General features: G+C 63.6%; 20 protein-coding genes. 5 read left to right on the plus strand and 15 right to left on the minus strand.

Annotation, left to right across the window (positions count from 1 at the left end; translation table 11 throughout):
• From CAG34_RS13705 to gabP, 6 genes are all read right to left on the minus strand, one after another.
• The coding region (locus tag CAG34_RS13705) for an aldehyde dehydrogenase family protein (protein ID WP_143516476.1) at positions 1-402 on the minus strand (402 nt) is incomplete at its 3' end.
• Positions 403-404: 2 nt separating this feature from the next.
• Positions 405-1,307, minus strand: a complete 903-nt coding sequence (locus tag CAG34_RS13710; protein WP_025340215.1) for a dihydrodipicolinate synthase family protein — start codon at positions 1,305-1,307, stop codon at positions 405-407.
• 74 nt (positions 1,308-1,381) lie between these two features.
• Positions 1,382-2,710 carry an MFS transporter gene (locus CAG34_RS13715; RefSeq protein ID WP_085590589.1) on the minus strand — a complete coding sequence of 443 codons (1,329 nt, stop codon included), beginning with the start codon at positions 2,708-2,710 and terminating at the stop codon, positions 1,382-1,384.
• Between the two features lie 182 nt (positions 2,711-2,892).
• Complete coding sequence (locus tag CAG34_RS13720; protein ID WP_025340217.1) at positions 2,893-4,212, minus strand: FAD-binding oxidoreductase; 1,320 nt, start codon at positions 4,210-4,212, stop codon at positions 2,893-2,895.
• Positions 4,213-4,273: 61 nt separating this feature from the next.
• Complete coding sequence (locus tag CAG34_RS13725; protein WP_025340218.1) at positions 4,274-4,990, minus strand: GntR family transcriptional regulator; 717 nt, start codon at positions 4,988-4,990, stop codon at positions 4,274-4,276.
• Positions 4,991-5,307: 317 nt separating this feature from the next.
• Positions 5,308-6,705, minus strand: coding sequence for a GABA permease (gene gabP, locus CAG34_RS13730; RefSeq protein WP_025340219.1), 1,398 nt, complete (start codon positions 6,703-6,705; stop codon positions 5,308-5,310).
• A 274-nt stretch (positions 6,706-6,979) separates the two neighbouring features.
• Between gabP and CAG34_RS13735 the strand changes: the two genes are divergently transcribed.
• A complete protein-coding gene (locus tag CAG34_RS13735) occupies positions 6,980-7,321 on the plus strand; it encodes a DUF2892 domain-containing protein (protein WP_085590592.1) in 342 nt (113 codons plus the stop codon).
• 132 nt (positions 7,322-7,453) lie between these two features.
• On the opposite strand, the gene CAG34_RS13740 is transcribed toward CAG34_RS13735, so the two are convergent.
• Both CAG34_RS13740 and CAG34_RS13745 read right to left on the minus strand, forming a co-directional pair.
• A complete protein-coding gene (locus CAG34_RS13740; protein WP_085590594.1) occupies positions 7,454-8,662 on the minus strand; it encodes a hypothetical protein in 1,209 nt (402 codons plus the stop codon).
• A gap of 41 nt (positions 8,663-8,703) precedes the next feature.
• Complete coding sequence (locus tag CAG34_RS13745; RefSeq protein ID WP_025340222.1) at positions 8,704-9,153, minus strand: YcgN family cysteine cluster protein; 450 nt, start codon at positions 9,151-9,153, stop codon at positions 8,704-8,706.
• 144 nt (positions 9,154-9,297) lie between these two features.
• On the opposite strand from CAG34_RS13745, the gene CAG34_RS13750 reads away from it, so the two are divergent.
• Complete coding sequence (locus CAG34_RS13750; RefSeq protein WP_025340223.1) at positions 9,298-9,891, plus strand: nitroreductase family protein; 594 nt, start codon at positions 9,298-9,300, stop codon at positions 9,889-9,891.
• 127 nt (positions 9,892-10,018) lie between these two features.
• Here CAG34_RS13750 and CAG34_RS13755 read toward each other — a convergent pair whose 3' ends face one another.
• From CAG34_RS13755 to CAG34_RS13775, 5 genes are all read right to left on the minus strand, one after another.
• The gene (locus tag CAG34_RS13755) at positions 10,019-10,951 is read right to left on the minus strand and encodes a D-2-hydroxyacid dehydrogenase (protein ID WP_085590597.1); all 933 of its coding nucleotides are present in this window, start codon (positions 10,949-10,951) and stop codon (positions 10,019-10,021) included.
• A 2-nt stretch (positions 10,952-10,953) separates the two neighbouring features.
• Positions 10,954-11,247, minus strand: coding sequence for a YcgL domain-containing protein (locus CAG34_RS13760; protein WP_015271354.1), 294 nt, complete (start codon positions 11,245-11,247; stop codon positions 10,954-10,956).
• A complete protein-coding gene (gene rnd, locus CAG34_RS13765; RefSeq protein ID WP_075046034.1) occupies positions 11,244-12,377 on the minus strand; it encodes a ribonuclease D in 1,134 nt (377 codons plus the stop codon). Before rnd ends, CAG34_RS13760 begins: the two co-directional genes overlap by 4 nt.
• 275 nt (positions 12,378-12,652) lie before the next feature.
• The gene (locus CAG34_RS13770; protein WP_085590599.1) at positions 12,653-14,290 is read right to left on the minus strand and encodes a phosphoethanolamine transferase; all 1,638 of its coding nucleotides are present in this window, start codon (positions 14,288-14,290) and stop codon (positions 12,653-12,655) included.
• A 165-nt stretch (positions 14,291-14,455) separates the two neighbouring features.
• Positions 14,456-14,821 (minus strand): 5-carboxymethyl-2-hydroxymuconate Delta-isomerase, encoded by a 366-nt coding sequence (locus CAG34_RS13775; protein ID WP_085590601.1) that lies wholly within the window; start codon positions 14,819-14,821, stop codon positions 14,456-14,458.
• A 116-nt stretch (positions 14,822-14,937) separates the two neighbouring features.
• Between CAG34_RS13775 and CAG34_RS13780 the strand changes: the two genes are divergently transcribed.
• On the plus strand, positions 14,938-15,174 hold the full coding sequence (locus CAG34_RS13780) for a YdcH family protein (protein WP_075046038.1): 237 nt from the start codon (positions 14,938-14,940) through the stop codon (positions 15,172-15,174).
• 123 nt (positions 15,175-15,297) lie between these two features.
• On the opposite strand, the gene CAG34_RS13785 is transcribed toward CAG34_RS13780, so the two are convergent.
• Positions 15,298-16,479, minus strand: a complete 1,182-nt coding sequence (locus tag CAG34_RS13785; protein ID WP_085590603.1) for a PLP-dependent aspartate aminotransferase family protein — start codon at positions 16,477-16,479, stop codon at positions 15,298-15,300.
• Between the two features lie 92 nt (positions 16,480-16,571).
• On the opposite strand from CAG34_RS13785, the gene CAG34_RS13790 reads away from it, so the two are divergent.
• The gene (locus CAG34_RS13790; protein ID WP_015271359.1) at positions 16,572-17,033 is read left to right on the plus strand and encodes an Lrp/AsnC family transcriptional regulator; all 462 of its coding nucleotides are present in this window, start codon (positions 16,572-16,574) and stop codon (positions 17,031-17,033) included.
• Between the two features lie 127 nt (positions 17,034-17,160).
• Here the strand turns inward: CAG34_RS13790 and CAG34_RS13795 are convergent, their stop codons facing one another.
• Positions 17,161-19,491, minus strand: coding sequence for an FdhF/YdeP family oxidoreductase (locus tag CAG34_RS13795; RefSeq protein ID WP_085590605.1), 2,331 nt, complete (start codon positions 19,489-19,491; stop codon positions 17,161-17,163).
• 348 nt (positions 19,492-19,839) lie between these two features.
• Between CAG34_RS13795 and moaA the strand changes: the two genes are divergently transcribed.
• Positions 19,840-20,844 carry a GTP 3',8-cyclase MoaA gene (gene moaA, locus CAG34_RS13800; protein WP_075046042.1) on the plus strand — a complete coding sequence of 335 codons (1,005 nt, stop codon included), beginning with the start codon at positions 19,840-19,842 and terminating at the stop codon, positions 20,842-20,844.
• Positions 20,845-20,857: the final 13 nt, after the last annotated feature.

Genomic DNA, 20,857 nt, shown 5'->3' on the forward strand with positions numbered 1-20,857 from the left:
CTCGGCGTGCCAGCGGATGGTGTGGATGGTTTCCGGCACGTCGACGTTCTGGCACTCGCTGACCGGCTTGCCGCTGTCCAGCGCTTCCAGCACGGCCAGCTCGTGAGCGTTGTCTTCCAGCAGCTGGGCGAACTTCAGCAGCACGTGCTTGCGGTCGTTCGGCTGCATCTTCGACCAGGTGCCCTGTTCGAACACGCGCTTGGCGGCGGCCACGGCCACGTTCACGTCGTTGACGTCGCAGGCGGCGACTTCGGCCAGCTGCTTGCTGGTGGCCGGGTTGGTGGTGACGAAGGTGTTGCCCGAGATGGCATCGCGGAACTCACCGTCGATGAACGCCTGGGTACGCAGTTGCAGTTCGGCGGCGAGGGCCGCGTATTGTTGCTTGCTCAGCAAATCGGCCATTTTCAGGCACCTCCGGTGATCTGTGCGATGTTGCGCTTGAGTTCAGTGACCACGCGCTGCAGTTCCTGCTTCTCGGCGGCATCCAGGTCATACAGCGGCTTGCGTACGCCACCGGTGCTCAGGCCATTGAGGGCGCAGCCGTACTTGATCGACTGGACGAACTTGCCGCCTTCGAGGAAGTCCATCAGCGGCATCATGGCGCCCATGATCTTGCGGCCTTTGTCGAAGTCCTTCTCGATTACACAGGCCTCGTACAGGGCCACGTGCTCGCGCGGGATGAAGTTGGAGCCGGCGCAGACCCAGCTCTTGGCACCCCAGGCAAAGAACTCCAGGGCCTGGTCGTCCCAGCCGCACGACAGCTGGATGTTCGGGCGCTGGATGGCCAGGCGGTGCAGCTGGCCCATGTCACCGGAGCTTTCCTTGATGGCGACGATGTTCTTCACGTCGGCCACGGCGTCGAAGAACTCTTCACCCATGCTCACGCTCATGCGGCCCGGGTAGTTGTAGAGCATGATCGGCAGGCCGGCGGCGGCGTCGACGGCTTTGACGTGCAGGGCGATTTCCTGCTGGGTCGGCAGTGCGTACGGCGGGGTGCCCACCAGCAGTGCGTCGGCCTTGATTTCCTTGGCGTGCTGGGCGAAAGCCACGGCGTCTTCGGTGCGGATGCCACCGGTGCCGACGATCAGTGGCAGGCGGCCGGCCAGCACGTCCTTGGCCTGGGCGGCCAGGTCGATGCGCTCCTGAGTGGTGTGGGCGTAGTACTCGCCGGTGGAGCCACCAATGATGACGCCGTGGATTTTCGACTCGACCAGGTATTCGAGGACCTCGGCGAACGCCGCCTTGTCGATCGAGCCGTCCGCAGCCAGCGGAGTGATTGCCGGGGTGTAGATGCCTTCGAATTTCACGGTAGGTTCTCCAGTGCGTTGCTCAGTGTTGTAAAGGCCGCAGCGGATCGACGCTGCGGCGGGTCGTCATGAATTCAGCTCAGCGAAGCCGCTTGTTGCAGGTTCAGCGAGCGGGTTTCCGGGGCCAGGGCAACGGAGAACGCCAGGCCGACGAAGGTCACCGCGGCGGCGGCATACATGGTGGCGCCGATGCCATAGCTATCGAGGCCGATGGGCACCAGCCAGGTGCCGACCGCGGCACCGACCCGCGACATTGAGGTGCCCACGCCAACGGCACCGGCACGGATTTCGGTAGGGAACAGTTCGTTGGGGTACACCAGCTGCAACACCTGGGCGCCACCGATGAACAAGGCGTAGGCGCCGAACAGGGCGAGGATCAGCATCTCGTTGCCGTTGCTGAAAGCGCCCAGGCCCAGTAACGCCAGCCCCGACCAGAAGAAGCTGTGCAGCAGCGTGGTGCGGCGGCCGATGGTGTTCAGCAGGCGGGTGCCGATGATGCAACCGACCACGAACAGGCAGGTGATGGCGACCGAGCCGATGGCGGCCCAGTCCCCTTTCAGGTTCAGTGCACCCAACACTTTCGGAGCGAAGGCGTAGACGGCGAACACCGGGATCACCGAGCAGGTCCAGAACATGGTGACGAACAGCATGCGCTTGCCGTAGCCGGAGTGCAGCAGGCTGAGGAACGACAGCTTGCGGGTCTTGGGCTCTTCCGGCAGGTTCTTCAGCGAGAAATCTCTGCCGTAGACGCGCTTGATCACCTGCTCGGCTTCGGCCGAACGGCCTTTGCTGATCAGCCAGCGCGGCGATTCGGGGGTGCCTATACGGATAGCGAACAACAGCGCGCCGATCACCGAGGCACTGGCCAGCACCAGGCGCCAGGCATCATCGCCACCGTGGCGCAGGATCGCTTCACCGACCATGTAGGCACAGGCGGCACCGGCGAACCAGAGCACGGTCAGGGTGGCCAGGCGTGGGCCACGGTTCTTCTTGGGCAGGAACTCCACCAGCAGCGAGGTGGCCACCGGGTATTCGATGCCCACCGCGATGCCGATGGCGAAGCGCAGCAGGAACAGGACCATCGCCGATTCCACCCAGAACTGCGCGATCGAGGCCAGGATGAACAGGGTCGGGCCGACGAAGAACACGCGCTTGCGGCCGAAGCGGTCGGTCAACCAGCCGCCGAAGAAGCCACCGAAGAAAATGCCGATCAGCGCCGAAGCGGCGATCATGCCCTGCCAGAAACTGGTCAGGTTGAGGCCTGCCGACATCTGCACCATGGCAACGCCGATGATGCTCAATACATAGCCATCGACGAACGAGCCGCCACCGGAACGCAGGGTCAGCAACTGGTGAAAGTTGTTGATCGGTACATCTTCAATCGAAACATTTGGACTTGTCATTGTTGTTCCTGCCACTTCTGTTACATGCACATATTCAAGACGAGCGTGCCCGCGAAACTGAAAACAGCGTTCAGCCCCGGGTGACCGGCCTGTTGGCCGATCATCAATTTCGGGCAAAGGGTGCCCGTGCCGGCGAAATCGCCACCGGCATCAAGTGTTCAAAGTTGCAACGCCGTCAGCGGTCAGCTTTCTTTGCCAGCGCGGAACTGCCCCCACATCAGGTTGGCGTTCAAGCCCAGGGAAACCAGGGGCTGCGGCGGGTTTGCACAAGGCCCGGGAGCATTGAGCAAGAACTCGATCAGTTCGTTCTTGTCGCCGGCCAGCCAGTCGGCCAGCAACTTGCCGGTGACAGTGCCACGGGTAACACCCAGGCCGTTGCAGCACAGTGCGCCGACAACATTGGGCGCCAACTTGCCAAAGAACCCCATGTGGTTGCGCGACAGTGCCAGTGCACCGCCCCAGGTGTATTCGAAGTTCACCCCGGGCAACATCGGGAAACGTCGGGCGAACGATTCGCGGTGGCGCTGGACGAAGCGGTCCAGGTATTTGCGGTTGCTGCGCCCGTCGGGGTTGTAGCTGAAGCTGTTGCGGATCAGCAGGCGGTTGTCGACGGTGCGGCGCATGGTGGTGCCAAACGGGTCGGCCGGGATCACGCCCCAGTACGGTTTGCCGCCCAGCCGCGCCTGCTCTTCCTCGGTCAGCGGGCGGGTGATGCTGCCGTAGGTGAACACCGGCAGCATGCGGCCCTTGAGGAAGCCGAAGCTCATGCCGAAGGCGTTGGTGGTGAGCACCAGCTTGTCGGCGGTGATCGAACCGTTGGCATGACGCAGCACTACCTTGTCGCCGTAGTCGACCTCGGTGATGGGCGTGCGTTCATACAGCGAAACGTTGGACGGCAGGCTGTCGGCCAGGCCTTTGACCAGCGCCGACGGCTGCAGCAAGGCGGTGCCGGGGGTGAACAGGCCCTTGCGGTAGAAATGCGTGCCGATGTGCTCGGGCAGGTCGCGGCCTTCGATCACTTCATAGGGCTGGCCGAGCTTGTCCAGGCCGCGGCGGTAGGCATCCAGCACGGCGATGCCGCGGTCCTCGACGGCCGCCTGGTACTTGCCGCAGTGGCGGAACTGGCACTCGATGTCGTAGCGCTCGATCAGCTCCTTGAGGTAGGACTGGCCGCCCAGGTTGAGCTTGAGGATGGTCTTGGCGATGTCGATGTCGCCGATGTAGTCCTCGGCGCCGATGTCGTGCGGCAGGTCGATGGCAAAGCCAGCGTTGCGCCCGGAGGTGCCAAAGCCGACCTCCTGGGCCTCGATCAGCACGATCTCGTCGTCCGGGAAGTTCGTTGCCAGCTGCCGTGCCGCAGCCAGGCCGGTGAAACCGGCGCCGACCACCACCCAGCGCGCCTGGCTGTGGCCACTGTGGGCCGGCCTTGGCGTGCGGGGCTTGCTCAGGTGATACCAGCCACAGGTGGCATCATCGGCAGGTAACGAACTAATTCTTGTCATGTCACTAACCTGGTTCTTGTTGTCGACGGGTGGTCAGCGCCTGCGGCCTGACCTTGGTAACTCATATCTGAATCGGTACATCCAGCCCTTGCGGCGCGGCGTACTCGGCCATGCGCCGGCGCGACAGCTCGAAGTGCTCGCGCACCAGCTGGCCGGCAGCTTGCGGGTCGCGGCGCTCGATGGCCTGAATCATCTGCTCGTGCTGCTCGCAGGCCATCTCGAGGTCGTGCTGCATGTCATCGGTGGTCGGGTGGCGGTAGAAAATCTTGCCCAGCCGGGTGTGGTCGATCAGCAGGCGACGCAGGCTTGGCAGCAGGTAGTCGTTGTGCGCCATCTTGCCGATTTCCAGGTGGAAGGCGTCGTTGTAGAGCACACGGTTTTCCACATCGCGCTCTTCGATGGCCTGGCGGAACATCGCCTGGATACCTTTGAGCACTTCGATCTCGGCGGCGCTGGCATAGGTGGCGGCCAGCTGGGTGGTGGCGACGTAGATCAGCGGGGCGGCGACGAAGAAGCTGTGCAGCGACTCGTGGTTCATGGCAGCGACACGTGGCGCGCGGTTGGCTTCCAGTTCGATGTAGCCTTCGGCGGCGATCTGGCGCAGCAGCTCACGCACTGGCGGGCGCGACAGGCCGAACTCGTCGCACAGGGCCAGTTCGTCCACCACCGCGCCCGGGGCCAGTTCCATGCTGAGGATCCGGCGGCGCAGCGCTTCGGCAAGGACGGCCTTGCGGTCCTGCGGCACTTCTGCACTGAGTGGTTGGACGGTGGCTTTCATGGCGGCCTTCTTTGTTGTCATAGAGCTGTGTCTACTATTTGTATAACGACTATAGGGCACTGTTAGACAATATGTCTACAGCATTTTCGATGAACGGTGAAATCTGTCTGGGCCTTTGTTTTCAGGGGGTCCAGCGGGTTCAGGGGTGAGATTAAACACCCCTTGGGGCTGCATTGCCAAACCGGGCAGGAAATTATCCAGATCAGACAAATGGGCAAAATTTGCCGGCCCTTTCGCGGGCGAGCCCGCGAAAGGGCCGGCACAAACAAAAAAGCCACCTGCAGGCAGGTGGCTCTCTTCCATTCACACAAATCCCTTCACGCGGTTGCCAAGGCCTCCCGCCGCGCATGCCGCTTGCTGGTAATCACCCCCAGCACCAGGATCACCAGGGCCAGCGCCAGGGTCAGCGATACCTCCATGCGGTGCTTGGGCATGACGAACATGGTGCCGAGGGCAAAGATGATGAAACCAATCACCGCATAGGTCAGCCATGGGTACAGCCACATGCGGAAGGCAATCTCGACATTCTGCCGCTGCAGGATGGCGCGCATGCGCAGTTGCGAGAAGGCAATCGCCAGGTACACCAGCAACGCGATCGACCCGGAACTGGCCAGCAGGAAGGCAAACACTTCGGCCGGGGCGAAGTAGTTGACGATGGTCGCCAGCATGCCGATCAGCGTGCTGCCAATCACCGCCGCACGTGGTACGCCCACCTTCGAGGTGCGCTGGATGAAGCCTGGCGCATCACCACGCTTGCTCAGCGAGTAGAGCATCCGCGACGAAATGTAGATCGACGAGTTCAGGCAACTGGCCACCGCCACCAGTACCACGATGTCCACCAGCTGCTTGGCGTAAGGAATGTTCATGATTTCCAGCGCTCGCTGGTACGAACCTTGTACCGGCAGCAGCGGGTCGTTCCACGCCACCACCGAGATGATCACGAAGATCGACAGCAGGTAGAACACGCTGATGCGCCAGATCACCGAACGGGTGGCCTTGGCGATGTTGCGCGCCGGGTCTTTCGATTCGGAGGCGGCGATGGTGACCGCTTCGGTGCCCAGGTAGCTGAACATGGTGGTCAGCAAGGCGCCGATGATTGCGGTCCAGCCATTGGGCATGAAGCCGCCCTGCTGCTCCAGCAGAAGTGGCAGGCCACTGACTTCACGCCCCGGCAATACGCCGGCCAGGGCTGCGGCGCCGAGGGCGATGAAGGCGACGATGGCGATGACCTTGAGCATGGCGAACCAGAACTCGAACTCGCCGTACTTGGCCACGCTGAACAGGTTGGTGGCGGTCAGCAGCACGGTCATGCTCAGGGCGAAGAACCAGGCATCGATGTGCGGGAACCAGTTGTTGAGCACCACGCCGGCGGCAATGGCTTCGATGGGAATCACCAGCACCCAGAACCACCAGTACAGCCAGCCGATGGTAAAGCCGGCCCAGCGGCCGATCGCGCGGTCTGCGTAGGTGGAGAACGAGCCGGTATCGGGGCTGGCGACGGCCATTTCCCCGAGCATGCGCATCACCAGCACCACCAGCGCGCCGGCCAGTGCATAGGCGACGATGGCTGAAGGGCCGGCCGCCGCAATGGCGTGCCCGGAGCCGATGAACAACCCGGCACCGATCACCCCGGCGATGGAGAGCATGGTCACATGGCGTTGCTTGAAGCCTTGCGCCAGCTGATTGCTGGCGCCACTCGCGCTTGTCATTGTCATCCTGATCCCTGCTTTTGTTTTCTTTGTGGGGGGGACGTGAAGCTCCTGGATCGAAACCCAGCGTGGATGAGCTTCGCGCCCGGTCACGGTACGCCAGCGAGGGGGCGGTCAAGTTGCCTGGATCCGCCACGGACTTGACCATAAGTGACATCGGCTGCTTTGAAAGGTGCATGGCAGAGCCTTCCATGCGACAGGGGATGTCGTTCGGCATACCGAGTGAACGATGACAGCGGCCAGCGGGTCAGCTGCTTACACTTCACGAGGAGGCCTTGCCATGCTCGATGTCCATTCCGCGACGGCATCGTCGCAGCACAATGTTCATGGGCTGGAACGGGTCAGCTCGCTGGCCGGGGGGGCGCTGATGTTCAGCAAGGGGATGCGCCATGGCGGCCTGGTCGGCTTGCTGCAGATGGTGGTGGGAGGTTTGGCGGTGGCCCGCGGGGTCAGCGGACATTGCTCGACCAAGGCCTGGTGGCAGCGGCATCGCCAGGAATACCAGCGGTTGCGTGCGGACATCGAGCGCAGTGCGGCGGAGCTGGAGGCGTTGCGGGCCAGTGCCGACGCGGCGACGCAGGGGGTGACGGTGACCGGGAAGGATCCGTTGGCTGGCAGTTGAGTTTTGCACTGCCTGTGCCGGCCCTTTCGCGGGCACGCCCGCTCCCACAGGGACGGCACCGTCTTGAGGGCAGTACATTACCTGTGGGAGCGGGCGTGCCCGCGAAAGGGCCAGCACTGGCAATAGAGAGGCCTAGCGCAACGCCTTGCTCTGCAACACCTCGGAGCGCCGCCCCAGCACGTTCTCGCTGATCTGTATGAAGTCTTCGGTGCTGACGCTGGGCAGGCGCATCAGCCCGCGCGCCACATCGTCCAGCGAGCGTTTGGCCTGGGTATGGATGCGGATTTCCTTGTCCAGCGCCTGCAGCAACATCACCCCCCGCGCCACTTGCGCCGGGGTGGCATGCTCGCCCTTGAGCCGGGTGACCTTGGCGCCCTGCTTGCTCAGGCGCGCCTGCCAGGCCTGGTAACGGTCGTCACTCACCCCGCCCGAGCGGCGCAGCAACTCGCTGGCGTAGTAGTCGGTCAGGCTTTCCACCAGCCAGTCACTGCCGTCACGCCCATGGATCTGCGCAAACAGTTGCACCACTTCGCGCAGCAACGGGCTGCTGCCGTTCTCGCTGACCATAGGCCGGGCACTGTGCAGGTACAACGAGCCCTGCGCGGCCATCGCCCCGCGCCACATGCCGTCGCGGGCACCGACCAACAGCAGCTTCGGCGGGTTGCGCGGGAACACCGCCTGCAATTGCGGCCAGACAAATGTCAGCATGGTCAGGTTGTCCATGCGCCGCATACCCTGCCCCACCGGTGCGGCCACGGTGACCTCGGTTTCGCCCAGGCGGGCGCGGCGGCTACCCAAGTCGCCGGCGAGCATCCAGCCGGTGGGGCGGTCGAACAGGCGCGAAACGTTGTCGATGCGGAACTTGTCCTTGCCGATGCGCGGCCAGGAGGTCTCGATGCTCTTCCAGCCTTCGGGCAGGTCGAACGCCAGCCGCGCCACCAGCTCGGTGCCATCCTGCTGGTCGAGGCGCGCAGGCGGTACCAGCTGGTCGCCGAGGAACAGCGCCCAATGCGGGGTGATGCGCGACGAATAGGCGCCGCTGCCGCGTTTCTGGTCCAGCTGCACGCGGTAGCTGAGGCTGGTCTTGCCGGCCGCCGGTTGCCACACGCCGCGCTGGCCCTGCAGTTGCCATTGGCCATCAGCCTGGAAGCCGCTGTAGGCCCCGGCCTTGCCCAGGTCGAAGTCCAGGCTGCGCACGGCACTGCCTTCGGCCAAGGTGAGGCGGACCTCCGCCTGGCCACTGGCCGGCAACAGGCGCACCTGGTAGTCGAGGTCGACCTTTTTCGCCCAGGCCGGCGAACTGGCCATCAGGCCAAACAGCAACAACAGCTGGCAACGCATACAGAAACTCCTTGTTTCACCGTGGCAGCGGGCCGCGCCGGTCAGCTGGCGCGGAAGATCAGGTGGTCTTCCCAGTCGTCTTCGTGCACATCGTGTTCACTGAGCATGCGCCCCGACTGGGAAATGCGCTGTTCATGGACCTGCTGGCGATCGCCGCAGACCAGGTGGTGCCAGGCCGGCAGGTCCTTGCCCTCACTGACCAGGCGGTAGCCGCAGGTGCTCGGCAGCCACTTGAACTGGTCGGCCTTGCCCGGGGTGAGCTGGATGCAGTCAGGTACCTGGGCGAAGCGGTTGGGGTAATCGCTGCACTGGCAGGTGTGCAGATCCAGCAGTTTGCAGGCGATGCGCGTGTAATAGACGCTGTTGTCGTCCTCGTCCTCGAGCTTTTGCAGGCAGCACAGGCCGCAGCCGTCGCACAGCGACTCCCACTCTTGCGGGCTGAGTTGTTCGAGGGTCTTGCGCCGCCAGAACGGCGCGTTTTCAGCGATCATGACACGGGTTTCCTGCATTCATCTTGGGGCCACGGCGCGCGGCGGCGCCAGTCTAGAGCCTGGCCTTCGGCAAAGCCAGACCGCTTGTCAGTCGCGACGCGACGCAGTAGCGTGCGCGTTTCCCGTCCTTTTGCAGGAGCCGCCATGAGCGCCACCCCCCGCATTGCCGATTACGCCATCAACGAGCAATTCATCAACCGCTGGTCGCCACGTGCCTTCACCGCCGAGCCGATCAGCGAAGAAACCCTGCTGAGCTTCCTCGAAGCTGCACGCTGGGCGCCGTCGGCGAACAACTCGCAACCTTGGCGCTTCCTGTATGCCCGCCGCGACACGCCGAACTGGGAGCGTTACCTGAACCTGCTGGTGCCGGCCAACCGCAGCTGGGCGCAACAGGCTTCGGCGCTGGTGCTGGTGATTTCCAAGACCACCTACGCCGCCCCGGGCGCCACGGAAGAAAGACCGGCGCTGTGGCACACCTTCGACACCGGCTCCGCCTGGGGGCACCTGGCCCTGCAAGCCAGCATCAGCGGCTGGCATACCCATGGCATGGCCGGTTTCGACCAGGAACTGGCGCGTCAGGAGTTGAAGGTTCCTGAAGGCTACGTGTTGCATGCCATGGTGGCGATCGGCAAGCTGGGCGACAAGGCCAGCCTGAACGAAGCGCTGCAGGCGCGTGAAGTACCGAGCCCGCGCAAGCCACTGAGCGAGCTGGCTGCCGAGGGTGATTTCAGCCTGTAAGCCTTGCATTGGCTGTACCGGCCTTTTCGCGGGCTCGCCCGCTCCCACAGGTACAACACACCCTTCGAGGGCGGTGCAATACCTGTGGGAGCGAGCCCGCGAAGAGGCCGGTACAGGCACTACAAAATCAATAGCCCCGGGCGAAGTCCACTTCACCTCGCAACCCCTGCCCCGCCACATACGCCCGCACATTCTCGACAAACAACCGCACCATCGCCGCCGGCGAGGTGGGCGCCGAGCTGTGCCCGGTCAGCAGCAAGCCCCACGCCGTCCAGAACGGGTGTTGCCTGGGCAACGGCTCCTGCCGGCAGACATCGATCACCGCCCCCGCCAGGTGCCCTTCCTTCAGCGCCTCGACCAGGTCAGCGTCGACCACCGCCACCCCACGCCCGGCATTGATGAACAGCGCCGTGGGCTGGAAGCACTTGAACAGTGCCGCGTCATACAGGTCGTGGGTGGCCGGGGTATCCGGCAGCAGGTTGAGCACGTAGTCGACCTGGCCAACCATGCGCGGCAGGTCGGCCAACGCCGCTACCTCGACGAACGGCGCCTGCTCGCGGGCGCTGCTGGCAACGCCATATAGCACCACGCCAAACGCCTGCAGGAACTCGGCCACCCGCTGGCCAATGTCGCCAGTGCCGACGATCAGCACCTTGCGCCCTTCCAGGGTACGCCCCGGGCGGTCGTCCCAACGCCGCTCGACCTGGCTGACCAGGCGCAACAGCACCTCGCGCTCATGGCCGAGCATGTAGGTAAGCATGTACTCGGCCATCACCTGGCCAAAGATGCCCACGGCGCGGGTCAGGCGATAGTCGCGCGGCAGGCCCTCGGCCAGCAGCGGGGTGATACCGGCCCAGGTGGACTGCATCCAGGCCGGCTTGTGGCCCTGGCGCAGCAGGCTTGCCAGCAGGTCCGGCTGGCCCAGCCACACCGGGCACTGTGGCGCCTGGCCGGCCAGTTCGGCGGAGTCGCCGCTGGTCAGGATCTCCAGCTCTGGCGCGGCTGCACGCAAAATCTCGGCGTATCGAGCATGATCATGCTCAGCAATCAGTACTCGCATGATCAGGCAGGGTCGTTACGGCGCAGCAACTCTTCGGGCAGATGCTCGATGTAGTCGTCTTCCGGCGGCGGCATCTGCAGGTGGTAACCCTGGTTGTCGAGGTTTTCCAGCACCTTGGCGATGTCCTCGCGGGCCAGCTTGCGCTCGGGGGTAAGCACCAGGTCAAAGGCGTGCACGGGGGTGCCGAAGAACGGCAGCAGGCCTTCGGGCACGCGCTCCAGGCCGTCGGCCTTGAGCACGTACAGGTACATTTCGTTCTTGCGGGGGCTCTTGTAGATAGAGCAAATGCGTTTCATCGGGTCTCTCCGGCGCCTGCCAGGCTGTCCAGCAGGGCCTGGCCCATGCGCTCACGGCGCCAGCCGCGCAGCGAATCGGGCAATTGATAGGGGCCATTGGGATAGCCGCTCTTGAGCAGCGCTTCCAGGGCTTTTTTGCGCAGCATCAGCTCGGGGGCAATGCCCAGGCGCTCACCTTCGGCCTGGCCGATGGCACGCAGCTGCTTGAGGATGCCGCTGGCCTCGATCGGCAAAGGCTCGGGCAAGGCCTGTGGCCATTGTTCGGCTGGCAGGCTGGCGGCACGCTTGATCAGCTGGATGAGGAACTCACCGTCCTGACGAATGGTGCGTGGATGCATCTCGTCGATCTTGGCCAGCGCCGACAGGTTGTTCGGCTGGCTCTTGGCCATGGGCCACAGCGAGTGCTCCTTGAGAATGCGGTTGCGCGGCACGTCGCGGTTGCGCGCTTCACGCTCGCGCCAGGCGCACAGCTCACGCAGCACTGCCAGTTGCTGGGGGGCCAGCTTCCAGGCCAGCTTGACGTCGCGGTACAGGCTTTCGGGCTCGACTTCGCGGCGCAATGCGGCCACCAGCTCGGCGCCGTCCTCCAGCACCCAGGCGTACTTGTCGTCACTCAGGCGCGGGCGCAACACGGTGAACAGCTCGGCCAGGTGCACGGCATCCTCGGCGGCATAGCTGACCTGGGTTTCCGAGAGCGGGCGCTGCAGCCAGTCGGAGCGGGTTTCGCCCTTGGGCAGGTCGATCCCCAGCACTTCCTGCACCAGGCGCGAATAGCCCATGGAGAAGCCCAGGTTCAGGTAGCCGGCGGCCAGTTGGGTGTCGAACAGCGGCTGTGGCAGCTTGCCGGTCAGGCGCAGCAGCACTTCGAGGTCTTCGCTGCAGGCGTGCAGCACCTTGACCACGCCGCTGTCATCCAGCAGTTCGGCCAGCGGTTGCCAGTTACCGATCAGCAACGGGTCGATCAGGAAGGCACGCTGGCCATCGCCGATCTGGATCAGCCCGGCTTTCGGGTAGAAGGTGTCGACCCGCATGAATTCGGTGTCGACGGCGACAAAGGGCAGCTGATGCCAGTCGCGGCAGTGTTCGGCCAGGCTCTGGTCGTCACGGATCCAGTGTATTTCGATGGCCACGAGGCTCTCCCACTAACATTGGCGCGCAGTATATACGGCGCGGGCACTGCTGGTGAAACCCGGGCCATCCTTGATATCGATCAGTGGTGCTGTTGTGCGTGTTCAGGCAGCAGCAACTCTCGTGCGCAAAATCCGCAAGCTTCGCGATCCCTGTGGGAGCGGGCATGCCCGCGAACACGGGCTAAGCCCGTGCCATCCACCGCGTCGCCTGCTTCGCGGGCATGCCCGCTCCCACAAAGACCGCGCAAGCTAGCGGTTTTTGAATGCGCTTCGCCTTAGCGCTTGGCCGCCAGCCATGGCCGGCAGCTGGCGAACATGTCCAGCGACTGCTGGTAGACCTCGGTGTGCACCTGCAACAGGCCGAGCATCGAGTGGAACAGGTTGTCCTGCGACAGCGGTGCATCGCTGAGCTTGGCCAGGCAGTCGGTGTCGACGCCAAAGTCCTCCTTGTAGCTGTCGGAGAACCAGGTCAGCAGCGGCACGTGCTTCTGCTGCTCGGGGGCGATGGCGTAAGGCGTGCCGTGCAGGAACAGGTTGTATTCACCCAGCGACTCGCCATGGTCGGACAGGTAGATCATCGCCGTGTCGACCTTGTCCTGCTTGCTGCGCAGGGTGTCGATCAGCGAGGCCAGCACCTTGTCGGTATAGGCCAGGGTGTTGTCGTAGCCGTTGACGATTTCCTGCTCGCTGCACTGGTCCAGCGCGTTGCTCTGGCACACCGGGGCAAAGCGCTGGTCGGCGCCGGGGTAGCGCTTGAAGTATTCAGGCCCGTGGCTGCCCATCTGATGCAGCACCAGCACGGTGTCCTTGTCGAGGTTGTCGATCAGCTCACCCAGGCCCTGCAGCAGGATCTGGTCATGGCATTCACCATCAGCGCACAACTGCGGGTCCTTGAGTTTGCTGACATCGATGAACTGCACGCGGTCGCAGGTGCCCTTGCAGCCCGACTGGTTGTCACGCCACTGCACCGCCAGGCCGGTACGCTGGAGGATGTCCAGCAACCCTTCGCGGTTCTTCGCCACGCGGGCATCGTAGTCCTTGCGCTTCATGCCAGAGAACATGCACGGCACCGAAACGGCGGTTTCCGTGCCGCAGGAGTGCACATCGGAGAACGCCAGCAGGCCCTGTTCCCTGGCAAGGTTCGGTGTGGTATCGCGGTTGTAGCCGAGCACGCCGAAGTGATCTGCCCGCGCACTTTCACCCACCACCAGCACGGTCAGCGACTTGCGTTCGTGTTTTTGCCAGGCGGCATCACGCCTGGCATCTTCACCATAATGCTGGAAGGGCCGCGATGCGGTACCGACGCGCTCGCTGACATAACCAATGGAGGCACCCACGATGTTGCTGGGGGTGAGCATCAGGCGCAGTTCGTGGTGGTTGCGAAACAGCGACGACAGGCCCTGGTAGTTGACCAGTGCCACCGAGCCCAGGGCCACCACGCAGGCACCGCCAACCACCAGCTTGCCGAGCAGTTCACGGTGCCAGGCGCGATAGGCGATCGGCGCCTTCCACAACAGCACCGAAGGCACTACACCGAGGCCCAGGATATACAAGGCAAACTTCAACGAAAGCAGGTCACGCACTTCCGCCACGTTGGTTTCCGCGATATTGCGGAACATGCCCGCATCAATAAGTACGCCGTACTGGTTCATGAAGTAAGCCACACCCGCGCCACTCATGAACAACACGATAAGTATTGGCTTCAATACATAACGGAAGGCGAACAACGTGAGGATCAGGTTGAACGCGAACAGCATCAGCACGGCAAACGCCAGGCTCAGCCAAAGCCCCGGCAAACCGGGCGGCACGACCTGTTCAAGATGCTGCCAGAGGAAGACATTGAAGCCGATCAGCAGGTAAAGGCTGGCCAGCAGCGTGACCCATTCAGTCCGCAGGGATTTGAAGTTAAGCATCAGTGTTCGCAATCAAGAGTGATTATCAGCCCGAGGGCCTGCGCGGCACCGGGGAAACTTGGCTGAACTCTAGAAAGCGTGCCATCAATATTTTGTGAAAAAGACGCCAACAAATTCGTGAGCAGGCGCCTTTTCTACATTAAAAGAAGTTCATTCAGCGCTTGTTCAGCCTGGCAGGCGTTCCTTGGCATACGGCTCGCGGTCGATGTCCAGCACTTCAACGCACAGCTGGATGTCCAGCCCCGGTTGCTCGTGGATGGCCTCACGCAGCACATCCAGCAGGCTGGCGGACAGTTGCTTCTTCACCTCGGGCGAGCGCCCGCTGAGGATGGCCAGGCGCACATGGGCAAAGGCACGCTCGCCGGGCGCGGTGCCCACCCGATAGTGCTTGAAGGCTTCGGCGCGGCTTTTGATATCGGCCTCGTCGGCGAACTGGCCACTTCCGACCAGGGCATGGTTCAGGCGCAGTAGCAGGACGTCGACATTCAGCTCGCGCAGGTTGTCGCTGTATTCGAGGTTCAGGTGAGGCATGGCGCAGGTTCCGGGTCACGGGGAGATGCGACAGCCTACCCCAGTCCCCTACCTGCGCAAAGACGACTATCCTCAAAGGTCAGAACCATCCGCCAACCCCCGACAGAGGTGAAGAAATGCCAGTTCCGCATGATCTGCTCGCTGACCTGCACGTTACCGCTGATGCATTCCAGGCGCTCATGGACAAGGACCAGACGCTGCACTCACTGCACAAGGAATACAACGCCAAAGACAAAGAGGTGGTCGCCGCCGAAGGCAACGGCACCAACGACGAGGCCGTCAACCGCCTGCGCAAGGAACGGTTGCTGATCAAGGACAAGATCGAACGGATCATTCATCCGCCCAAATCCTGACAGGAATTCATTGAATCCACCGGCCTCTTCGCGGGTGAACCCGCTCCCACAGGTACAGCGCCAGACCTGAAGGCAGCGGAGCCCCTGTGGGAGCGGGTTTACCCGCGAAGAGGCCAACAGCCCTCACATACCAGCCGCAGCCTTCAACGCCCCATCCAGGTCCTCGACCAGGTCGCGGTAATCCTCGATCCCCACCGACAACCGCAGCAGGTTTTCGCTGATCCCCATCACGCCCTTCTGCTCCGGGCTCAGCGAGCAGTGCGACATACTCCAGGAGTGGTTGATCATGCTTTCCACCCCGCCCAGCGAGTCGGCCAGCACGAAGATCTGCAGCGCCTCCACCAGGCGGTTGAGCGCGGCGCGGTCGCCCTTGACCTTCATCGCCACCACCGCCCCGCCACTGCGCATCTGCCGTTTGCACAGCTCATGCTGCGGGTGGCTCTCCAGCCCCGGGTAATACACCTGCTCGATCTGCGCGTGGCTTTCGAGGAAGCGCGCCACCTGCAGGGCATTGGCACACTGGCGCTCCATGCGCACATCCAGGGTCTTCAGACCGCGCAGGGCCAGGTAGCAGTCGAACGGCCCCTGCACCGCGCCAATCGCCATGCTGATGCGGCGCAGGCGCGCCAACAGCGCATCATTGGCAGCTACCACCACGCCACCGGTGAGGTCGGAGTGGCCGCCGATGTACTTGCTGGCCGAGTGCATCACCAGGTCCACGCCCAGGGTGATCGGGCGCTGGTTCCACGGCGAGCAGAAGGTGTTGTCGATGCAGGTGAGGATGCCCCGCGCCTTGGCCAGGTCGCACACCGCCTTGATGTCGACCAGGTGCAGCAACGGGTTGGTCGGCGATTCGATCCAGATCAGCTGGGTTTCCGGCTTGATGGCGGCGGCCACCGCCTCGAGGTCGTTGAGGTCGACGTAGGTGGTGGTCAGGCCCGAGGTGCGGCTGCGGTAGTCTTCCATGATGCGGAAGGTGCCGCCGTACACGCCGTTCATCACCACCACGTGGGCATCCTTGGGCAGCAACTCCAGCACGGTGGCGGTGGCGTTCACACCCGAGGCGCAGGCGACCGCGCCAACGCCCTCTTCCAGGGCGGCGACACAGGTTTCATAGGCATGCCGGGTGGGGTTGCCGACGCGGCTGTAGGAGTATTCCGGCTTGTCGTCCAGGCTGCGCTTGGTGAACGAGCTGGCGGTGACGATCGCCGGGAAAATAGCGTTATCGGCGACGCTGAACTGCTCACCGGCGTGAATGGTACGGGTGGCGAAATTGCGCGGCTTGTCGGACATGGTCAGGCCCATTGGCAGAGTGAAAGCTGCAACTATCGCACAACCCAAATCTTCTAGCCTTGGGGTAATCTGTGAAATATTTTTCTCCACGGCCCACGCGCGATATGGACAGCTTCGACCAGCACATTCTCACCCTGCTTCAGCGCGACGCCTCGATCTCGCTCAAGGACCTGGCCGAGGCCGTAAACCTGTCTACCACGCCGTGCTGGAAGCGGGTCAAGCGCCTGGAGGAAGACGGCTACATTGTCGGCCGTGTCGCCCTGCTAGACCCGGAACGGCTGGGGTTGGGGCTGACGGTGTTCGTCCAGCTCAAGACCCAGCGCCACGACAGCGCCTGGCTGGAGCAGTTTGCCGCGACCGTGACCGGGTTCGAGGAAGTGATGGAGTTCTACCGCATGTCGGGGGACTGGGATTACATGCTGCGGGTGGTGGTGGGGGATATTGCGGCGTATGACCGGTTTTACAAAAAGCTGATCACCAGTACTGATGGGCTGTCGAACATCACTTCCAGTTTTGCCATGGAGCAGATGAAGTACACCACGGCTTACCCGGTGAACCGTTCCTGATTCCTGTATGGCAGTACCGGCCCTATCGCCGGCAAGCCAGCTCCCACAGGTACGTCACAGGTTCTGAAATCTGTGCGGTCCCTGTGGGAGCTGGCTTGCCGGCGATAGGGCCCTTGCAGGCTACCTGTCAATCCGCGGCCAGCACCGCCGCAATCCGGTTCCCGGCCTTGGCTTTCTCGACCTTGATCGCCACGAACTTCGAGGTCGGGGTATAGGTCCCCTCGCCATAGCTTTCCAGCGGCACCAGCGGGTTGGTCTCCGGGTAATAGGCCGCCGCCTGCCCCTCGGGTACGTCATACGCCACCAGGCGGAAGCCTGACACGCGCCGCTCCACGCCATCCTCCCACAGCGACACCAGGTCCACATGCTCGCCCGGCTCGAAGCCCATCCGGCGGATGTCCACCTCGTTGACGAACACCACTTCACGCAGGCCGAAAACCCCGCGATAACGGTCGTCCAGGCCATACAGGGTGGTGTTGTACTGGTCGTGCGAGCGCAGGGTCTGCAGGATCAGGTCGGGCTTGTCACCGCGCGCCAGCACCTTGGCATTCACCAGTTGCTCCGGCAGCTGGTGCGGGCTGAAGCGCGCCTTGCCTGTGGCTGTGCGCCAGGTACGGTCGGCGGCGTTGTTGCCCAGGTGGAAGCCGCCCGGGTGCTGCAGGCGCTCGTTGAAATCGGTAAAGCCGGGGATCACATCGGCAATCATGCTGCGGATACGGCCATAGTCGGCAACTGCGTATTCCCAGTCGATCGGCTGCTTGCCCAGGGTCGCCTGGGCCATGCCGGCGATAATCCACGGCTCCGAGCGCAGGTGCGGCGAGCGCGGGCGCAGTTGGCCGTGGGAGATGTGCACCATGCTGAAGGTATCCTCCACGGTCACGCCTTGCGGCCCGCTGGCCTGCATGTCGATTTCGGTACGGCCCAGGCACGGCAGGATCAACGCATCGCGGCCGGTGACCAGGTGCGAGCGGTTGAGCTTGGTGGAAATCTGCACGGTCAGCGCGCAATTGCGCATGGCCGCATGAGTGCGCGGCGTATCCGGCGTGGCCTGGGCAAAGTTGCCACCCAGGCCGATGAACACCTTGGCCCGCTCCTCTTCCATGGCTTTGATCGCCAGCACGGCGTTGTGCCCGTGGGCACGCGGCACGCGGAACTGGAAGCGTTTTTCAATGGCATCGAGCAGCGCCGCCCCGGGCTTCTCGTCGATGCCCATGGTGCGGTCGCCCTGCACGTTGCTGTGGCCACGCACCGGTGACAGGCCGGCACCGGGCTTGCCGACGTTACCGCGCAGCAGCTGCAGGTTGACGATTTCCTGAACGGTCGGCACCGAGTGGCGGTGCTGGGTGACGCCCATGGCCCAGCACATGATTACCCGTTCGGCCTTGCGGTACATGCGCGCGGCCAGTTCGATCTCGGCCTGGGTCAGGCCCGATTGCTCGACGATGTGCCCCCAGGGCGTGGCATCCACGGTTTCCAGGTATGCGTCGATGCCACTGGTGTGCTCGGCGATGAAGGCATGGTCGAACACCGCCGGTTCGCCATTGGTCTGGGCTTCGCGTTCCCACTGCAGCAGGTACTTGGCAATGCCGCGCATCACTGCCATGTCACCGCCCAGGGCCGGGCGGAAGTAGGCCGTGTTGGTTGGTTCGGAGCCATTGCTGAGCATCTCGAACGGGTGCTGCGGGTGCTGGAAGCGCTCCAGGCCGCGCTCCTTGAGCGGGTTGAAACAGACCACCTGGGCACCACGCTTCACCGCTTCACGCAGCGGTTCGAGCATGCGCGGGTGGTTGGTGCCGGGGTTCTGGCCGATGACGAAGATGGCGTCGGCCAGCTCCAGGTCGTGGAACACCACGGTGCCCTTGCCCACGCCGAGGGTTTCCGACATGCCCACGCCGCTGGCTTCATGGCACATGTTCGAGCAGTCGGGGAAGTTATTGGTGCCGTAGGCGCGGACGAACAGCTGGTAGAGGAACGCCGCCTCGTTGCTGGCCCGGCCCGAGGTGTAGAACTCGGCCTGGTCGGGCGATTCGAGTGCGCGCAAGTGTTGGGCAACCAGCGCAAAGGCTTCTTCCCAGCTGGTTTCCACATAGTGGTCGGTGGCCGCGTCGTAGCGCATCGGGTGGGTCAGGCGGCCCTGGTACTCCAGCCAGTAGTCGGTCTGCTCGGCCAGCGCACTGACGCTGTACCTGGCGAAGAATGCCGGGTCCACCGAGCGGCCGGTAGCTTCCCAGTTGACTGCCTTGGCGCCGTTCTCGCAGAACTTGACCATGTCGTTTTCCGGCGACTCGCCCCAGGCGCAACCGGGGCAGTCGAAGCCGCCGTTCTGGTTGGTCTTGAGCATGGCCCGCAGGTTCTTGAAGGCATTGTCGCTGCCCAGCCAGCTCTTGGTCACGCTCTTGAGCGCCCCCCAGCCGGCGGCGGCGCCCTTGTAGTCCCTGATGTGTTGGTCCTGGCTCATGCGATGAATCCTCACGCTTCGATGCTTTTTTTCAGCCTATGGAGCGTGGGGTAGAGCCGTCCAATCGAAAGATCTTACGGGGTGATAGGTGGTTTCGATCATGGGCTGGAACCGCGTCGCGGCCTTCGCGGGTGAACCCGCTCCCACAGGGCCACCACTGGTTTCGAGCCCTGCGCTTTACCTGTGGGAGCGGGTTTACCCGCGAATTGGGCGACGCGGTCAACACTTTGAAATACGTGGCCTACAGCCATGATAGAGGCCATCGATCAATCGGTCGGACAAAGCAATTTGACGGCCCTGCGCCCAAGTTATAGCTTGAATCGAGTCCCTACCCATTCGAGCGCGAACGTGGAACAGAACAGCCGGGCCCTGATCGACGGCTTCAACCGGAAAATCGACTACCTGCGGATGTCGGTCACCGACCGCTGCGACTTCCGTTGCGTGTACTGCATGGCCGAAGACATGCAGTTCCTGCCGCGCCAGCAAATCCTCAGCCTCGAGGAACTGTTCCAGGTGGCCGAGCGTTTCGTCGCCCTCGGCACCCGCAAGATCCGCCTGACCGGCGGCGAGCCGCTTGTGCGCCAGGGCATCGTCGACCTGTGCGGGCGCATCGCCGCCCTGCCCGGCCTGCGCGAATTGTGCCTGACCAGCAACGGCTCGCAACTCGGGCGCCTGGCCCAGCCGCTGTTCGACGCCGGTGTCACGCGCCTGAACATCAGCCTCGACAGCCTGGACGCCGAGCGCTTCAAGCAACTGACCCGCACCGGCGACCTGCACCAGGTCATCGCCGGCATCGACGCCGCCCGCCAGGCCGGCTTCAAGCGCACCAAGCTCAACTGCGTGGTCCTCAAGGGCCGCAACGATCATGAACTGGTCGACCTGGTGCGCTTTGCCATCGACCGCGAACTGGACATCACCTTCATCGAAGAAATGCCCTTGGGCGTGATCAGCGAACATGAACGCGGCGAGTCGTTCTGCTCCAGTGACGAAGTACGTGCGCTGCTGGCCGAGCAGTTCACATTGGTCGAATCGACCGAGTCGTCCCAGGGCCCGGCCCGCTACTGGCGCCTGGCCGAAGCCGCCAATACTCGGGTCGGCTTCATTTCGCCACACAGCCACAACTTCTGCGCCACCTGCAACCGCGTGCGCCTCACCGTCGAAGGCCGCCTGCTGCTGTGCCTGGGCAATGAACATTCGGTGGACCTGAAGCAGGTGCTGCGCGCCCACCCCGGCAACCCCGAACGCCTGGAAAAGGCCATTCGTGACTCGCTGCACCTCAAGCCCTACCGCCATCATTTCGAAGTCGGTGGCGACGTGCAGATCCTGCGCTTCATGAACATGACCGGCGGCTAGGCAGCCGTCTCTG

The sequence above is a fragment of the Pseudomonas sp. B14(2017) genome (genome assembly GCF_002113255.1).
Classification (GTDB): Bacteria; Pseudomonadota; Gammaproteobacteria; order Pseudomonadales; family Pseudomonadaceae; genus Aquipseudomonas; species Aquipseudomonas putida_Z.